A 15,724-nucleotide genomic window follows, 5' to 3' on the forward strand; every position below is an offset into this window, starting at 1 on the left:
TTTCCTTGGTCCTACTGGTGCTGCTGACTGTCGTCGTGCCTACGGGAACGCAGTTCCCGTCGGAGGATCTTCCCACTTGCCGTCTTCGGCAGGTCCGGCAGGATCTCGACCTGCCGAGGGTATTTGTAGGCGGCCAGTCTCTCCCTGCAGTACGCGGCGAGCGCAGCCGGGTCGGTCTCGGCGCCCGGGCGCAGGCTGATGTAGGCCTTGACGGTCTCCCCGCGGTAGCCGTCGGGCACGCCGACGACGGCCGCCTCGCGCACCGCCGGGTGCGCGTAGAGGACGTCCTCGACCTCGCGCGGCCAGACCTTGAAGCCCGACGCGTTGATCATGTCCTTCTTGCGGTCGACGACGTACAGCCAGCCCTGTTCGTCCATGAACCCGATGTCGCCGGTGCGCAGTTCCCCGTCCGGGAAGGTCTCGGCGGTGGCCTCGGGGCGCCGCCAGTAGCCGGGCACCACCTGGGGGCCGCTCACGACGATCTCGCCCTGCCGGCCGAAGGGCACCTCCTCGCCCGAGTCGTCGACGATCCGTACGACCGTGTCCGGCCCGGGAGCGCCGACGGCCAGCGTCCCGGAGGCCGGGTCGACGGGGGCCTCGAGGCCGGGCGGTACGGAGGCGCAGGGGGCGGTGCATTCGGTGAGGCCGTAGCCGTTGCGGATGTACGGCCCGAAGCCGGCCCGGAACTTCTCCACCAGCGCGGGCGGCAGCGGGGCGCCGCCGGAGGAGATGATCGTGAAGGAGGAGAAGTGGTCCGGGCCGACGGCCGGGTGGGCGGTGAGCGCCATGAAGGCGGTCGACGGGCCGACCGTGTAGTGCGGCCGGTGCTCGGCGAACGCCTCCAGCACCACTGAGGGCTCGAAGCGGTACGCCAGCACCAGCGTGCCGGCGCTGTTCAGGCAGGCGCCGAACTGGCAGACCATGCCGGTGATGTGGAACAGCGGCGCCAACGCGAAGTACACGGGCGCCTCGGGCAGGCCCAGGCCGGTCCGCTGCCGCTCGGCGTTGTACATGATGTTGCCGTGCGTGTTGGTGGCGCCCTTGGGTGTGCCGCTGGTGCCCGAGGTGTAGCTGATCAGCGCTATGTCGGCGGGGGCGGGGTCGCGGCCCTCGGGCGCCGTGCGGCCCGCGCGGGCCACGGTCACCAGGTCGTCGGCGTCCGGGGCCTGCGGCAGCCGCTCGAAGGTGAGCACGCGCGTGTCGTCGCGGGTCTGGAAGTCCAGTTCGCACCCCGTGAGCACGATCCGCACCGGCGAGTCGGCGGCCGTCTCGCGCAGGTAGGACTCCCAGGCCCGGTCGGAGCAGATCAGTGCGGCCACCTCGCCGTCCTTCAGGACGTGGGAGACCTCCCCCGACTTGTACATCGGGTTGACCGGCACGACGGTGGCGCCCGCCTTCCAGGCGCCGAGGACGGCGAGCACGAAGTGCGGGGAGTTCTGCAGGAGGACGGCCACCCGGTCGCCCCGCTCCAGGCCGCGGGCGGCGAGGTGACCGGCGACCGAGTCGGTGAGCTCGTCGACCTCGCGGTAGGTGAGGCGGGCGTCGAAGTAGGCCAGGAAGGTGCGGTCGGGTGCCTCGGCCACCGACCGGCGCAGGGCGTGCACCAGGGAGTCGGCGGGGTCGATCGGGGCGCGCTGGGCGTCGTCCAGGAGGGCCAGCCAGGGCCGGGCCGCGTAGCGGGAAGCGGTCACCGGGTCTCCTCCCACCTCTGCTGGATGTGGTTCATGCTCGTCAGCCAGCGGTCGGGATCGGCGGCCCGGGCCTGATAGTACCCGGCGACCTCGGGGTGCGGCAGGATCAGGAAGCGGTCCTCCTCGATGCCCTTGAACAGGGCGTCGGCCACGTCCTCGGGCTCGATCGCGGTCGGCTGCAGGACCAGGTCGCCCGCGCTGCCGGTCGCGGCCAGCATGTCGGTGCGCACGCCCTGCGGACAGATCGCGTGGACCTTGATCCCGCGGTGGCGGTACGTCAGTGACAGCCACTCGGCGAAGGCGTACGCACCGTGCTTGGTGACGCTGTAGGGGGCGGCGCCGATCATGGTGAGCAGGCCGGCCGCGGAGACGGTGGAGACGAACCGGCCGCTGCCGCGCTCCAGCCAGGCCGGGAGCAGCACCTGGGCGGCGCGGACATGGGCCATGACGTTGACGTCCCAGGCCCGCGCCCAGACGTCCTCGCCGGCCGCCTCCGAACCTCCGGAGCCGAGGCCCGCGTTGGCGCAGTAGACGTCGACCGTGCCGCCGAGCGCGTCGCGGGCGCCGGCGACGACCGCGGAGGCGTCGCCCGGGAGCGCGACGGCGCCGATCTCCGCGGCGACCGCCTCGACCCTGGCGGCGTCGAGGTCGTTGACCACGACCCTGGCCCCAGCGGCGGCGAACCTGCGGGCCAGCGCGGCACCGATGCCACCCCCGGCCCCCGTGACGACCACTCCCGCACCCTGAACGGCTTCCACCATCGGTCTCCTTCGACACGACGCCGACACGACTTCGGCACGACGCGACTCGGCTCTGCGGCGTCAGACTAACCGGTCGGTATGTAGCGCGGAAGAGGTGTTCCGCGCGCGGGCCGGTCAGGTTCGTTCCGTGCCGCCTTCGTGCACGCTAGCGTGCGTGGGCATGACACCCGCCGCGATCACGGAGGTCACCGCGTGAAGCTGTCCAGACGGAGCCTGCTCGCCACCACGGCCGCGGTCGCGGCCCCGGGCGTCCCGGCCGCCTCCGCGCAGGCGGCGCCGGCGCGCGGCCGGGCACTCCGCACCGGCTTCGAGCGCCTGGCCGCGGACGGCTACGCCCCGCTCGGCGCGCAGCGGATCGGCATCGTCACCAACCCGACCGGCGTCACCCGGGACGTGCGCCACATCGTGGACGTGATGCACGCCGACCGGCGCGTGCGCCTGACCGCCGTCTTCGGCCCCGAGCACGGCTTCCGCGGCACCGCGCAGGCGGGCGGCTCCGAGGGCCGCTACGACGACCCGGCGACCGGGCTGCCCGTGTACGACACGTACCTCAAGAGCGGGCAGCCGCTCGCCGACGTCTTCACCGCCTCGGGCGTGGACACGGTCGTCTTCGACATCCAGGACGTGGGCGCCCGCTTCTACACGTACATCTGGACCCTCTACGACTGCATGGAGGCGGCCGCGCTGGCCGGCAAGCGGTTCGTGGTGCTCGACCGGCCCAACCCGGTGACCGGGCGCGCGGCCCTGGGACCTGTGCTGCACAAGGAGTTCGCGTCCTTCGTCGGGCGGCAGCCCGTCGCCCAGGCGCACGGCATGACGGTCGCGGAGCTGGCACGGCTGTTCAACGGGGAGTTCCTCACCACGCCGGTGCGGCTGGAGACCGTGCTGATGACCGGCTGGAAGCGGTCGGAGTTCCACGACGCCTCCGGGCTGCCCTGGGTACCGCCGAGCCCCAACATGCCGACCCCCGACACCGCCCTGGTGTACTCCGGGACCTGCCTGTTCGAGGGCACGAACCTGTCGGAGGGACGGGGCACCACCCGCCCCTTCGAACTGCTCGGCGCGGAGGGGATCGACGGACGCTGGGCGGCCGCGGCGAACGCGCTCGCGCTGCCCGGGGTGCGCTTCAGGGAGGCGTACTTCGCGCCCACCTTCTCCAAGTTCCAGGGAAGGACGGCGGGCGGGGTGCAGATCCACGTCCACGACCGGGCCGCGTTCGACCCGGTGCGGACCGGGATCGCCCTGCTCGTGACCGCGAGGCAGGTCTGGAGCGGCTTCGCCTGGCGCCCGGACGACTGGATCGACAAGCTCACCGGCTCCACGCTCGTGCGCACCATGATCGACGCGGGTGCCGGCACCGACGAGGTGGTGGCCGGCTGGCAGGAGGAGCTGGCCGCGTTCCGGAGGGTACGGAAGGAATATCTGCTCTACGGATGAGCCGTGACCTATGGCCAACTCCCCCCGTTGGCAGGACGATGCGCGACAGATCGCACCGCATCGGGCCACAAGGGGGTCGGTCATGGCGGATCCGGAGATGAGCGTGGCTCCCTACTGGGAGCTGACCTTCGACGCGGACGGGGACGTGGACGGTGCCGAGCGCGACCGGCTGCTCGCGGATCTCACGAAACGCGGGGTGCGCGACCTGATCGTCTTCGCGCACGGCTGGAACAACGACCGCTCGGGCGCGACCCGGCTCTACAGTCACTTCTTCGCCCCCGTTCCGCGCCTCGCGCCCGCCGCGCGGATCGGGTACGTGGGGGTGGTGTGGCCCTCGATGCGGTTCTGCGACGAGCCGATCCCCGACTTCCCGCGGTCCACCGCGGCCGGGCCGGTGCCGGCCGCGGCGCTCGACAAGGACACCCGGCACGCGCTCCTGGAGACCTTCCCGGGGCGCGCCACGGTGGTGGACCGGCTCGCGCGGATGCTGGACGAGCGCCCGTCGGAGGAGGCCGCGCTGGAGGAGTTCGGGCGGCTGGTGCGGCTGCTGGTCGAGGTGGTGCCGCCGGGGCCACAGGCGCCGTTCGCGGCGGACACCCTGGCGGAGGGCGTGCCGCAGAGCGAACCCGAGATGTTCGCGCGGCCCACGGCGGACGTCTGCGGCGAGTTCGCGCAGGCGGTGGCGCGGCTTCAGACGCCGGACGGGCAGGAGTCGTTCGGCCTGCCGAACCCCTGGGACGGTGCCAAGGAGTTGCTGCGGCAGGCGACGTACTACGCGATGAAGCGGCGCGCGGGCACGGTCGGCGAACGAGGGCTCGGCCCGGTGGTCGGGCGGCTCGCGGCCACGGCGCCGGAGACGCGGATCCACCTGGTCGGGCACAGTTTCGGTGGGCGGCTGGTGTCGTTCGCGCTGCGCGGACTGCCCGACGGGGTGCGGGCGGTGAAGTCCGTGACGCTGCTGCAGGGAGCCTTCTCGCACTACGCGTTCGCGGCCCGGCTGCCGGACGATCCGCGGGTGGGAGGGGTCCTGCAGGGCCAGGAACACCGCGTCGACGGTCCTTTGGTGTGCTGCTACTCCCGCTACGACTCGGCGCTCGGCACGCTGTACCCGCTGGCCTCGCGGATGGCGGACGACGACCGGTCGGTGCTGGGCGTCGACATCGGCGGGCTGGTGGGGTCGAAGTGGGGCGCGATGGGGCACAACGGCGTGCAGGCGGTGCCGGGCACGCACGCGTGCACCCTCGCCGACGCCCTCGGCGCGCCGTTGCCCGCATCGGGGTGCGTCAACGTCGACACGGCCGAGGTGGTCAGACGCGGCGGCCCGCCGAGCGGAGCGCACAGCGACATCGTGCACCCGGAACTCGCCCGGGTGGTACTGGCGGCGGGCCGCATCCGCTGACGCAGGCCCGCCGCCGTTCCGGCGCTACCGGTGGCTGGTGTACTCCACCACCTGCTGGTAGGTGGGCCGGTTCTGCCAGCTGATCTTCCCGTGCTTGATGCCGCCCAGGGTGCGCTGGACGATCGAGTCGGCGCACCACTGATCGCCCGCCGAGCACTGGTCGTCACCGGGGTAGACCTGGGCCGCCGTCAGGCCGGCCGCCTGCTTCAGGGTGCTGATCAGGACGTCCCGGCAGGAACTCAGGCTGCCGCCGCCGCAGTACTTCTGCGTCAGCGGACCTCGCACCGGCTCGCCGAGCACCGCCCGGATGTCCTTGTCGACATAGCTCCACCAGCCGTACTGGAAGGAACTGCCGGCGTGTGAACCGGTCGGGCCGTGCCCGGCCGAGGGCGACTCGTCGACCGGCAGGTTGCTGCCGAAGGCGGTGTACAGATCGCTGCCCAGACCCGGTTCGAACTCGGCCTTCACCAGCAGTGGCCACCAGGCGTCCAGGATCCGGATCGCGTCGGCGTCGGCGTACGTCCTGGAGCCGGCCGAGGTCTCGGTGCGCCGGGCGCCCGCCGCGACCCATGTCTGCAGCGTGCTCACCGCGGCCGCGGCCGTGGGATCGGTGACCGTCGAGCTGTTGATCACCTTCAGCAGCTTCGGCAGTACGTCCTCGGCCCGCAGGTCGGCGAGGGCCGCGTCCGCCATCGCCTTCACCAGCGCGGTGCGGGTCACCCCGCCCGCCGCGACCAGTCTCCTCACCCGGTCCTCGAGCAGGTTGCCGCGGTGGACCGAGCCGTCGCCCCAGGAGGCGGTGGTGTAGTCCGGCGCCTGCTTGTTGTTCCAGGAGACGTAGTAGTCCTGGTCGGCGGAGTTGGGGTGGGCGGAGGCCGGGGTGTAGTCGGCCGTGTTGGTCGCCGGGTCCCAGTTCCGCCACTCGTACGCCGCCTGCGCCCACACCGGGAACTCGGCGTCGACGCCGTTCGCGCGCACCGGGTTGTCGCCGCTGTTGTAGTACGCGGTGTGCGCCGAGTCGGCGTAGAACCAGTTGAAGGTGTAGTTGATGTGCTGCGCGGCCTTCTGGAAGTCCTGCGGTCCCTTCACGTAGTCGGGGTCGTTGAGCATCTGGAAGCCGATGATCGAGTCGGCCTCGTGCAGGAAGGACGAGCGCAGGGTGGTGTAGGCGACCTTCTTGCCGCCGACGGTGGCGCGGTACTCCACGGGGCCGTACTTCGTGCGCCACACGCGCATGGTGTAGGAGCCGGCCGCCGTTCCGTCGGCGACGGTGGGTTTCCAGGAGTTGGCCTGCTCGACCTTGTCCATCGCCGTGCAGGTGCCGTGGTACAGGTAGTGGTGGTCGTCCTGGCACAGCTCGACGGCGTAGGTGTCGATGATGTCCTGGCCGGAGGTCGTGGCGCTCCACGAGTAGTCCTGGCCGCGGCCGAGCTCGACGTACATGCTCAGCCCGGCGAAGGATGCGCCACGGGCGCTGATGCCGGGGCCCTGGATCTCCTGGAGCATCAGCAGCTGGGGGGCGAAGTAGCCGGTCTGCGGCCCGAAGACGGCGACCGGGTGGCCGCTCGCGGTGTACTTGCCGCTGACGACGAGGGCGTTGGACATGCCCCGCCTGGCCGAGGAGAAGGTCGTCTTCGCGGCCGTCGTGGAGGCGCTCCTGGCGGCCGAGGTGCCGGCGCTGGCGGTGCGGTCGTACACGAGCGGTTCCTGGGTCACCGAGCCGGAGTCGGGCAGCGCCTCGCCCTGTGCACCGTCCGGCCTCGAGGCGTAGGGGAAGCTCCGGCCGTCGTGCACCGTGAGTACGGCCTCGGGGTCGTTGCGCTCGCGGAAGGACTCCCAGACCTTGGTGCCCTCCTCGACGCCGTACCTGGCCTGGGCGGCCAGCAGGGAGAGGGCGTTGCCGACCTCACCCCCGCCGCCCGAGCCGAACAGCGAGCCGACCACCGAGGCCAGCGCGACCAGGTCGGTGACCTTGAAGTGCTCGATGGTGCCTGCGTTGGTGATCGCGTCCTTGTGGCCGGTCAGGACGTACTCGCCGGGGAAGTAACGGCCGGAGTCCGAGGCGTCGATGTAGGAGTTGACGCCGGCCAGGTAGGCGTCGGCGTCGGCGAGGGCCTGCCGGCCGCGCGCCCCGTTGCGGGCCACGGCATTGTCGATCTGCGCCTGCAGATCGGCCTCGGTGTAGGGCGCGTTGCGCCAGAACTCCTGCTCCAGGCCCTGGTTGGCGGCCGCGCCGCCGGCGAAGGAGGTCAGCTGGCCGCGGCCGACGTGCCGGAAGACGTCCATGAGCCACAGCCGGTCCTCGGCGGCGGCGTATCCGGCGCCGAACTCGGTGCCGTAGCGGGTGGTGCCCGTGATGTGCGGCACACCGGTCTTCTTGTCGCGGACTATCGTGACGTCGCCGCGGCCGGCGGGCTTCTCCGTGGAGGCGACCTGGTCGGCGGGGACCGAGAACGAGGCGTCGTTGAAGAAGCTGTTGATCTTCGCGTCGGTGAGCGCCGGGTAGCCGGTGGCCAGGTTGGCGTAGGGGCCGAGCTGGTCCTCGGCGTGGCTGGGCTGGGTGCCGAAGGCCTGGTTGAGGAGGATCTGGGCGAGGGTGGCGTTGCCGTTCTCGCCGGGCGGCAGGATGTCCGAGCACTGGCCGCCGCAGTAGTCGTTCGCGGCCGCCGCGTTCACAGCCGTCGTCTCGGCGGCCACCGCTTGGGAAAAGGGCGACAAAAGACCGGCAATGAGGACGCATACCGATGCGGTCTTCAGGAACCCGTGGAATCTGCGGGGAGTTCTCAGTCTGTCGAGCGCGATGTGTGGGGTGCGCCGTGACATTGGCAGCTCCTACCAACGGGGGTGGGGGGCGGGACGTTACCGCCGGTATCCCCGAGTTGGAAGATGAACATGCGTCACTTTTTGGAGACCTCGTGAAGGTCAAGCGGGGCGGCGTTATGGAGGGCATCGGAAAACGGATGGAGCCGAATCGCATGTCGATACGTCTACTCGGCGACGTCCGTACGACGACTCCGTACGACGACGCCGAAGTTGACCGAAGTGCAGGTGCAGGTGTGACGGAGGTGCAGGGCGATGGCCGGTTTCCGGAGTCTGGCGAGACAGGTACGAGATCCGCGGTGCGATCTGGCACTGCGGCGTTACTCACTGCGCAAGTGCCTTGAGCGGTTCGCCCCTTACGGGCACAGGGCGACCTGGGACCATCTGTGCTCCCGGGCCGGGTTCGGCCCGGAGGACAGGTCCCCCGATCCGGTGCGGCTCGTGGCCGCGCTGGAGGAGCTGGAGGAGGCGCGTTCGGTGTGGCTCGACTACGAGGTCGAGTTCGCCAGGCGCCGCAGGAAGGAGAAGCACGACGGGCTGCGCAGGCCCGGCAGCGTGGACGACTGGCACCGGCTGACCTGGGGCGGTTTCGGGGTCGCCTGGTGCGACGACCCGCGGGTCCACCCCCGTTCACCGCTCGCCGAGGTGCTGCGGCGGCTGATTGCGGCACTGGAGCGCGAGCCGGGCTCCTCGTGCCCGGTGTGCGGCGGGGAGCGCCTGCTCTGGCGCTACGACCTGGACCACGAACCGTCGTCCGGTCCGGTCTGCGTGGACTGCGGGATCCTCGTCCCGCGGCCGGTCCTGACACCCGAGGCCCTGGCGTACGCCAGGCGGGGGCGGTTGCTGGTGTCGGCCTGAGCAAGGCGGGGGGTGCGCTGGGGGATGCCGCACCCCTCTTGGAACGGGGGGCTTGCAGCGGGGGTCCCGAAACGGGGGGCTCGCAGCGGGGACCGCGCCGAACGGGGGTTTCGGCCGGGGACCGCCGCGAACGGGGGCCGTTCGGGCCAGGGCCGTTGTGGGTGGTGTCCGGCACCATCGGGGGCATCGTGCGGGTACGTCAGGTTTGCCCCAACGGGCCGCGGGCGGCGGCGGACGGCGTGGTGGTGCCGCTTGTTCCGCAGGCCATGGCGCAGTCCGCGGCGGAGGCCGTCGCGGCGGGGGCCACACGGATCCATGTCCGTCCCAAGACGCCGTGCGGGCGGGACAGCGTGTCCCCGCGCATGGTCGCGGCGGCGGTCGACGCGATACGGGCACGGGTGGACGTGCCCGTCGGGGCGCCCACGGGCGCCCGGGCGGAACCCGATCCGGCGGTACGGCTGGACCGCGTCCGCCACTGGGAGGTGCTGCCCGGCTTCGCCTCGGTCGGCCGGCACGAGCCGGGGGCGGAGCAGCCGGCCGCCGCCCTGCTGGACCTCGGGGCCGGCGTGGAGGCGGGCATCCGGTCCGGGACGGACGGCGCGGCCCGGTTCGCGACCTGGCCGCTCGGGCCGAAGGTGCTGCGGGTGCCGGCGAAGGTGACCGACCGGTACCCGCAGACAGCCGAGCAATCCGCGCGCGGCCTGCCGACCGGACTCGGCGACGCACACGGCCGCCCGGTACTGCTGCGCGGTGAGGAGGGCGGCGCCCGGCCGGTGCTGCGCCCGGCGGGACGGCTGGGGCTTGCCGCCCGCATCCGTCTGGAGGACACACCGTCCCTGCCGGACGGGCAGCAACGAGCATTGTCCAACGCCCAGTTGGTCGCGGTGGTGCTGCGCGAGCACACCGGCGACCGACGACCGTAGCAGTCGCCAAACCGGTGGCTCCACCCGTTTGCGGTCCGGACAGTGGGAGGCGATGAAACCCGTGTGAGGACCGTGAGGAGTCCCGATGTCGACGCTGCGCGTCACCGCCGAAGTGCTGACCGTCCATGAGCATCCCAACGCCGACGCGCTCGAACTGGCCCAGGTGGGCCTGTACCGGGCCGTCGTCGCCAGGGGCGCCTACCGCACCGGCGACGCCGCCGTCTACATACCCGAGCAGGCCGTGCTCCCGGCCGGGCTGATCGAGGAGCTGGGACTGACCGGGCGGCTGGCGGGCGGCAACCACGACCGGGTCAGGGCGGTGCGGCTGCGCGGCGAACTGTCGCAGGGCATCGTGTGCCGGCCGAGGGCGCTGGCGGACGTCGACCTGGCGCGTGCCGCGGCCGAGGGGACCGACTTCGCCGGGGTGCTGGGCATCACCAAGTGGGTGCCGCCGATCCCGCCCACCATGGACGGCGACGTCGAGGCCGCACCCGATCTGCTGCCCTGGGTCGACATCGAGAACATCCAGCGCTACCCGGACGTCTTCGCACCCGGTGAGCCGGTGGTCCTGACCGAGAAGCTGCACGGTTCGGCCTGCCTGCTCACCTGCTTCGCCGAGGACGGGCGGGTGCAGGTCTCCTCCAAGGGCTTCGGCGCGAAGTCGCTTGCCCTGAAGGAGGATCCGCGGAACCTGTACTGGCGCGCGGTGCGCGGGCATGGCGTGGCCGAGGCGGCCGCCCGGCTCGCCGGGCGGCTGGGAGCGCGCCGGGTCGGCGTCTTCGGCGAAGTGTACGGGGCCGGGGTGCAGGACCTGACGTACGGCGCCGACGGGCGGCGGAACACGCTGGGGTACGCCGTCTTCGACGTGTCCGCCGAGATCGACGGGGCGGTGCGCTGGCTGGACCCGGCCGAACTGCTGGCCGGGGAGCTGCCGTTGGTGCCACGGCTGTTCGAGGGGCCGTACGACGTCGAGCGGGTCCTCAAGTTCGCCGGCGGGCCGGAGACCGTGTCCGGGCGGGGGCTGCATCTGCGGGAGGGGGTCGTCATACGGCCGGTGCGTGAACGGTACAGCCCGGTGACCGGGGGGCGGGCGATCGCCAAGGCGGTGAGCGCGGCGTATCTGACGCGGAAGGGTGGGACGGAGTACGAGTGAGCGTGGCACGGGTGGGCCCCCGGCACAGGCGGGAATTCGACGACAGGGCCTAGGAGGGGCCCCGCCCGCTCCCCCGTTCCGCCAGCAGGCGCGAGCCCGTCAGCCGGTCGCCGAAGACGTCGTCCGGGTTGGACAGGACGCAGGTGTCCAGGGACAGGCAGCCGCAGCCGATGCAGTCGGTCAGGTGGTCGCGCAGCCGGTTCAGCTGCTTGATGCGCTCGTCGAGTTCGGAGCGCCAGGCCTCCGACAGGCGGGCCCAGTCCTCGCGGGTGGGCGTGCGTTCCTCGGGGAGCCGGGCGAGCGCCTCGCGGATCGTGGCCAGCGGGATGCCCACGCGCTGCGCGGCCCGGACGAAGGCGACCCGGCGCAGCGTGTCGCGGGAGTAGCGGCGCTGGTTTCCGGCGGTGCGGCGGCTGCTGATCAGGCCCTTGGACTCGTAGAAGTGCAGGGCGGAGACGGCGGCGCCGCTGCGCGCGGAGAGCTGGCCGACGGTCAGCTCGTGGATCTTCTCGGGAATCTGGGGCACCCGTCAGAGCCTACCGAGCGCGTCACACTCCCGGTCCGTTGACAGGAGCCCTTCGCCCTACCATGCTAAGCAGTTGCTTAGACATTGACGTGCGATACGAGAGGCCGGGCACATGGCAGAGCCGAGGATCTTCACGTCCGCCGAGGAGCTCAAGGCGGCGGTGGGCGAGCAGCTGGGGTACACCGACTGGCTGGACGTCGACCAGAAGCGGATCGACCTGTTCGCGGAGGCGACCGGCGACCACCAGTGGATCCACGTGGACCCGGAGAAGGCGGCCGCCGGTCCCTTCGGCACGACCATCGCCCACGGCTATCTGACCCTGTCGCTGCTCCCGCTCTTCGGGCCGCAGCTGATCGCGGTCGAGAACGTGAAGATGGGCGTCAACTACGGCACCAACAAGGTCCGTTTCCCCGCCCCCGTGCCGGTCGGCTCGCGGCTGCGCGCCACCGCCACGATCACCGCCGTGGACGACGTGCCGGGCGGGGTGCAGGTGACCGTCGCCTTCACCGTGGAGCGCGAGGACGGCGACAAGCCGGTGTGCGTCGCGGAGTCGGTGTCCCGGTACTACCTCTGAGCGGGCCGGGCCTGCTTCGCCCCGACCATCCGCAGGACGAGGTCGGCGTACAGCGTGCCGACCTCCTCCGGAGTGCGGGGGCCGTCGACGTTGAACCAGCGGGCGACGTCGATGCACAGGGACAGCACGGCCAGCGTGGTGCCCTGCACGTCCAGTACGTCGAACTCGCCCGCGGCCACGCCGTCCTCGATGATCTGGCGCACCTCGGCGTCGACCCGGCGGCGCAGCGCGAGGATCTCCGCGCGGGCCTCGGGGCCGAGCGAGTCCAGCTCGTACTGCACGACCCGCGCGGTGGTGCGCCCACCGGCGTGCCAGCGGACGAAGGAGCTCACCGCGTCGGCGAGCCGCTCGGTGGCGCTGCCCTCGCGGCCGGCCGCCGTGCGCAGGATCTCGAGGGCCTTCTCGTGGCCGATGCGGCTGATGCGGTGGAGCAGCTCTTCCTTCGTCTTGTAGTGGATGTAGAGCGCGGCCGGGCTCATGCCCGCGCGGCCCGCGATGTCGCGGGTCGTCGTCGCGTGGTAGCCCCGCTCGGCGAAGGCCTCCACGGCGGCCACGAGCAACCGCCGGGCCGCGTCAGGCGTGACCTCGCCCCACGGCTGTGCGTCGCCGCCGGCCGTCTCCTCCGCCGTAGTCATCGCTCGCTCGCCCCTTCCTCCGTCGGAGGCTCCACCATACCGCCGAAGGTGAGCGGCCGCTTAGCGTGCCCGGCCGGTACGGTGACCGCGAGACCCCGGAACTCAGAGTTTCTCGAAGGGGTCGTGCTCGGCAAGCAGCTTCTCCAGCCGGGCCTGGTCGACCCGGCTGACGATCCGCCCGGCCTCCTGGCGGTCCCGGATCACCTTGGCGAGCGTGAAGGCCGACGTGACGAGGTACAGGACGGCGATGGCCAGGAAGGCCCGCACCCAGGCGTTGGCGTTCAGCTGGAAGATGCCGATGGCGGTGGCCGCCATGGCGACCGCGAAGGAGGCGACGGCCTGCCCGTGGAAGGCGGCCGTGCTCTGCTGCTTGACCGGAGTCTCACTCATGGGGACAAGCATCGGCGGATGTGGCAGCCGCCACATCCGCCGGGATACTCAGATCAGGTACTCAGAAACCCGCGGAGCCGGCCCTCAGAACGCCGAGACCCCCGTCAGCGCCCGTCCGATGACCAGCTTCTGGATCTGGCTGGTGCCCTCGTAGAGGGTCATCACACGGGCGTCGCGCAGCAGCTTGCCCGCCGGGTACTCGTCGATGTAGCCGTAGCCGCCGAAGACCTGCAGGGCGTTGTTGGCGGCGCGCACGGCGGCCTCCGAGGCGAACAGCTTGGCCTTGGAGGACTCCACGGTGAAGGGCAGACCGCGGTCGACGAGGTCCGCGACCCGCCAGGTCAGCAGGCGGGCGGCGTCGACGTCGACGGAGATGTCGCTGATCAGCTCCTGGACGAGCTGGTGGTGGGCGATGGTCTTCCCGAACTGCTCGCGCTCACCGGCGTGGCGGACCGCCGCGTCCAGTGCGGCCTGGGCTATGCCGACGCAGCCGGCCGCCACCGACATCCTCCCCTTGGCCAGCGCGGACATGGCGACGGAGAAGCCCTTGCCCTCCGGGGCCAGCAGCGCGGAGGCGGGGACGCGGACGTCCTCCAGGACCAGCTCGGCGGTGGCCTGGCCGCGCAGGCCGAGCTTGCCGTGGATGGTGCGGCGGGTCAGGCCGGGGGTGTCGGTGGGCACGAGGAAGGCGGAGACGCCCCTGTGGCCGGGGGCGTCGGTGGAACGGGCGAAGAGCAGGACGACATCGGCCCAGGTGCCGTTGGTGATGAACATCTTGGTGCCGTTGATGACGTACTCGTCGCCGTCGCGCACGGCCCGGGTGGCGAGGTTGCCCGCGTCGGAGCCGGTGCCGGGTTCGGTCAGGCCGAAGCAGCCGACCAGTTCGCCGGCGGTCAGGCCCGGCAGCCACCGCCGCTTGTGCTCCTCACTCCCCCAGGCGGCGATCGTCTTGGCGACCAGGCCGAGCGAGACGGACACGATGCCGCGCACGGAGGAGTCACCGCGGCCGAGCTCCTCGGTCACCAGACAGTAGGCGAGGTGGTCGCCGCCCGAGCCGCCGTACTCCTCGTCGATCGTGAGCCCGAGGAAGCCGACCGCGCCGAGCTTCTTCACGATGCCCCGGTCGACCTCCTCGGCGCGGTCCCAGGCGACGACGTTCGGGGCGATCTCGCGCGCGACGAAGTCCCGGGCGAGCTGCCGGACTGCGGTCTGCTCCTCGCTGAGTTCGAGGTTCATGACGGATCACCCCACGGTTGACGCACGACTGGGCCGGCGCGACTTGAGAGCTTCGGAAGGCCGTACTTTAAATTAGCACTGCTAGTTTAATCCCGCAGCCCTACTATGTGCGCCATGGCCCGACCGCGCAAGCCCCTGCTCAGCACCGACCGCATCGTCGCGACGGCGCGGGACCTCGTGGACGCGGAGGGCCTGGCGGCCGTCTCCACACGCCGGCTCGCCGCCGAACTCGGCGTGAGCGGGCCCTCGCTCTACAACCACTTCCGCACCAAGGACGAGATCCTCGAGGTGGTGGCGGACTCGGTGAGCGCGCAGGTGGACCTGTCGATGTTCGAGGACGGCCGGGACTGGCGGACCGCGCTGCACGACTGGGCCGTCTCCTACCGGGCCGCCCTGCGCGACCACCCCAACATCGTCCCGGTCCTCGCCCGCGGCCCCGGCCGCCGCCCCGCGGCGCTGCGCCTGGCCGACGCCGTCTACGGCGCGATGGTCCGTGCGGGGTGGCCGCCGGCGCAGGCCACGTCCATCGGCGCGCTGATGCGGTACTTCATCATGGGCTCGGCGCTCGGCTCCTTCGCCGGCGGCTTCGTGGACGACGCCAGCGCCTACGACCCCGCCGACTACCCGCACCTCGGACAGGCCCACCTGCTGGCCGAGCAGCAGGAGAAGATCGACGAACGCGCCTTCGAGACGGGGCTGTCCGCCCTGCTGGACGGCCTGGCGCAGCAGTACGAGCGGGTCGGGCAGAGCGCGTAGGAACACTTCGGCGGCGGCCGAAGTGTTCGTGCCGCACTCTGGGCGCATGACCACCAAGGCCCCCGGGCGCCGGGCCTGGCCGCGTTCGCCGGGCTGATCGCGGACGAGACGCGGGCCGCGTGCCTTCTGGCGCTACTGGACGGGCGGGCTTCCGGTCGCAGCACTAGCGGGCCGGACGGGCGCGCCGGTGCGGAGAGTCCGGGCACGCTCGGGCCCGACGGGACCGCCGCGGCCGGGCCCTCCGCACCGGCCGGAGCGCCCCGCAGGCGGACGCGGGAGGAGAGCGGCACCGGGTTCGCGCTCACGGACGCGGGGGTGGGCTGGTTCGAGGCGGCCGGCATCGGCCTGGACCGCCGCGGCCGGCGCCCGCTGGCCCGCGCCCGCCTCGACTGGACCAAGCGGCGTCCCCACCTGGCGGGCGTCGCGGGCGCGGCCCTGTGCCCGCACGCGCTCGCCGCGGGCTGGTGCGTCCGCATCGGCTCCGAGCGCGCCGTGAAGGTCACGGCAACGGGCGAGCACGCCTTCTCCGACCTGCTGGGCACCGAGACGGCGGCGCTGCGGTGAA

General features: G+C 72.1%; 15 protein-coding genes. 8 read left to right on the top strand and 7 right to left on the bottom strand.

The features are described 5' to 3' along the window. Positions 1 to 11: 11 nt before the first annotated feature. A complete protein-coding gene (locus ACH4UM_RS11390) occupies positions 12 to 1,691 on the bottom strand; it encodes a class I adenylate-forming enzyme family protein (RefSeq protein ID WP_398176487.1) in 1,680 nt (559 codons plus the stop codon). Further along, on the bottom strand, positions 1,688 to 2,452 hold the full coding sequence (locus ACH4UM_RS11395) for an SDR family oxidoreductase (protein ID WP_398176489.1): 765 nt from the start codon (positions 2,450 to 2,452) through the stop codon (positions 1,688 to 1,690). Before ACH4UM_RS11395 ends, ACH4UM_RS11390 begins: the two co-directional genes overlap by 4 nt. 192 nt (positions 2,453 to 2,644) lie before the next feature. Here ACH4UM_RS11395 and ACH4UM_RS11400 point away from each other — a divergent pair, with 192 nt between their 5' ends. Together ACH4UM_RS11400 and ACH4UM_RS11405 are read left to right on the top strand one after the other, a co-directional pair. After that, positions 2,645 to 3,889, top strand: coding sequence for an exo-beta-N-acetylmuramidase NamZ domain-containing protein (locus ACH4UM_RS11400; RefSeq protein WP_398176491.1), 1,245 nt, complete (start codon positions 2,645 to 2,647; stop codon positions 3,887 to 3,889). 82 nt (positions 3,890 to 3,971) lie between these two features. Continuing rightward, positions 3,972 to 5,288: a serine-threonine protein kinase gene (locus ACH4UM_RS11405; protein WP_398176493.1), complete on the top strand. Its 1,317-nt coding sequence runs from the start codon at positions 3,972 to 3,974 to the stop codon at positions 5,286 to 5,288. Between the two features lie 24 nt (positions 5,289 to 5,312). Here ACH4UM_RS11405 and ACH4UM_RS11410 read toward each other — a convergent pair whose 3' ends face one another. Beyond that, positions 5,313 to 8,111 carry a penicillin acylase family protein gene (locus tag ACH4UM_RS11410; RefSeq protein ID WP_398176495.1) on the bottom strand — a complete coding sequence of 933 codons (2,799 nt, stop codon included), beginning with the start codon at positions 8,109 to 8,111 and terminating at the stop codon, positions 5,313 to 5,315. Between the two features lie 252 nt (positions 8,112 to 8,363). On the opposite strand from ACH4UM_RS11410, the gene ACH4UM_RS11415 reads away from it, so the two are divergent. The 3 genes from ACH4UM_RS11415 (at position 8,364) to ACH4UM_RS11425 (ending at position 11,042) form a co-directional block, all read left to right on the top strand. After that, entirely contained in the window at positions 8,364 to 8,966 is a 603-nt protein-coding gene (locus ACH4UM_RS11415) for a hypothetical protein (protein WP_398176497.1), read from the top strand. A 164-nt stretch (positions 8,967 to 9,130) separates the two neighbouring features. Then, complete coding sequence (locus ACH4UM_RS11420) at positions 9,131 to 9,889, top strand: 3-keto-5-aminohexanoate cleavage protein (RefSeq protein ID WP_398176499.1); 759 nt, start codon at positions 9,131 to 9,133, stop codon at positions 9,887 to 9,889. Positions 9,890 to 9,974: 85 nt separating this feature from the next. After that, positions 9,975 to 11,042, top strand: coding sequence for an RNA ligase (ATP) (locus tag ACH4UM_RS11425; RefSeq protein WP_398176501.1), 1,068 nt, complete (start codon positions 9,975 to 9,977; stop codon positions 11,040 to 11,042). A gap of 49 nt (positions 11,043 to 11,091) precedes the next feature. Here ACH4UM_RS11425 and soxR read toward each other — a convergent pair whose 3' ends face one another. Next, on the bottom strand, positions 11,092 to 11,568 hold the full coding sequence (soxR, locus tag ACH4UM_RS11430; RefSeq protein ID WP_398176503.1) for a redox-sensitive transcriptional activator SoxR: 477 nt from the start codon (positions 11,566 to 11,568) through the stop codon (positions 11,092 to 11,094). Positions 11,569 to 11,680: 112 nt separating this feature from the next. On the opposite strand from soxR, the gene ACH4UM_RS11435 reads away from it, so the two are divergent. Further along, positions 11,681 to 12,142, top strand: coding sequence for a MaoC family dehydratase (locus ACH4UM_RS11435; RefSeq protein ID WP_398176505.1), 462 nt, complete (start codon positions 11,681 to 11,683; stop codon positions 12,140 to 12,142). Here ACH4UM_RS11435 and ACH4UM_RS11440 read toward each other — a convergent pair. The 3 genes from ACH4UM_RS11440 to ACH4UM_RS11450 all read right to left on the bottom strand — a co-directional run bounded on the left by ACH4UM_RS11440 (position 12,133) and on the right by ACH4UM_RS11450 (position 14,403). Then, the gene (locus tag ACH4UM_RS11440; protein WP_398176507.1) at positions 12,133 to 12,777 is read right to left on the bottom strand and encodes a TetR/AcrR family transcriptional regulator; all 645 of its coding nucleotides are present in this window, start codon (positions 12,775 to 12,777) and stop codon (positions 12,133 to 12,135) included. The two genes, ACH4UM_RS11435 and ACH4UM_RS11440, sit on opposite strands and share 10 nt — an antisense overlap. Positions 12,778 to 12,879: 102 nt before the next feature. Continuing rightward, positions 12,880 to 13,167 carry a YiaA/YiaB family inner membrane protein gene (locus tag ACH4UM_RS11445; protein ID WP_398176509.1) on the bottom strand — a complete coding sequence of 96 codons (288 nt, stop codon included), beginning with the start codon at positions 13,165 to 13,167 and terminating at the stop codon, positions 12,880 to 12,882. A gap of 84 nt (positions 13,168 to 13,251) precedes the next feature. After that, positions 13,252 to 14,403, bottom strand: a complete 1,152-nt coding sequence (locus ACH4UM_RS11450) for an acyl-CoA dehydrogenase family protein (RefSeq protein ID WP_398176511.1) — start codon at positions 14,401 to 14,403, stop codon at positions 13,252 to 13,254. Between the two features lie 114 nt (positions 14,404 to 14,517). Between ACH4UM_RS11450 and ACH4UM_RS11455 the strand changes: the two genes are divergently transcribed. Beyond that, on the top strand, positions 14,518 to 15,159 hold the full coding sequence (locus ACH4UM_RS11455) for a TetR/AcrR family transcriptional regulator (protein WP_398176513.1): 642 nt from the start codon (positions 14,518 to 14,520) through the stop codon (positions 15,157 to 15,159). A gap of 75 nt (positions 15,160 to 15,234) precedes the next feature. Continuing rightward, positions 15,235 to 15,723, top strand: coding sequence for a hypothetical protein (locus ACH4UM_RS11460; protein ID WP_398176739.1), 489 nt, complete (start codon positions 15,235 to 15,237; stop codon positions 15,721 to 15,723). Position 15,724: the final 1 nt, after the last annotated feature.

Origin of the sequence: Streptomyces sp. NPDC020801 (assembly GCF_044334385.1) — a bacterium.
Lineage (GTDB): Bacteria > Actinomycetota > Actinomycetes > Streptomycetales > Streptomycetaceae > Streptomyces.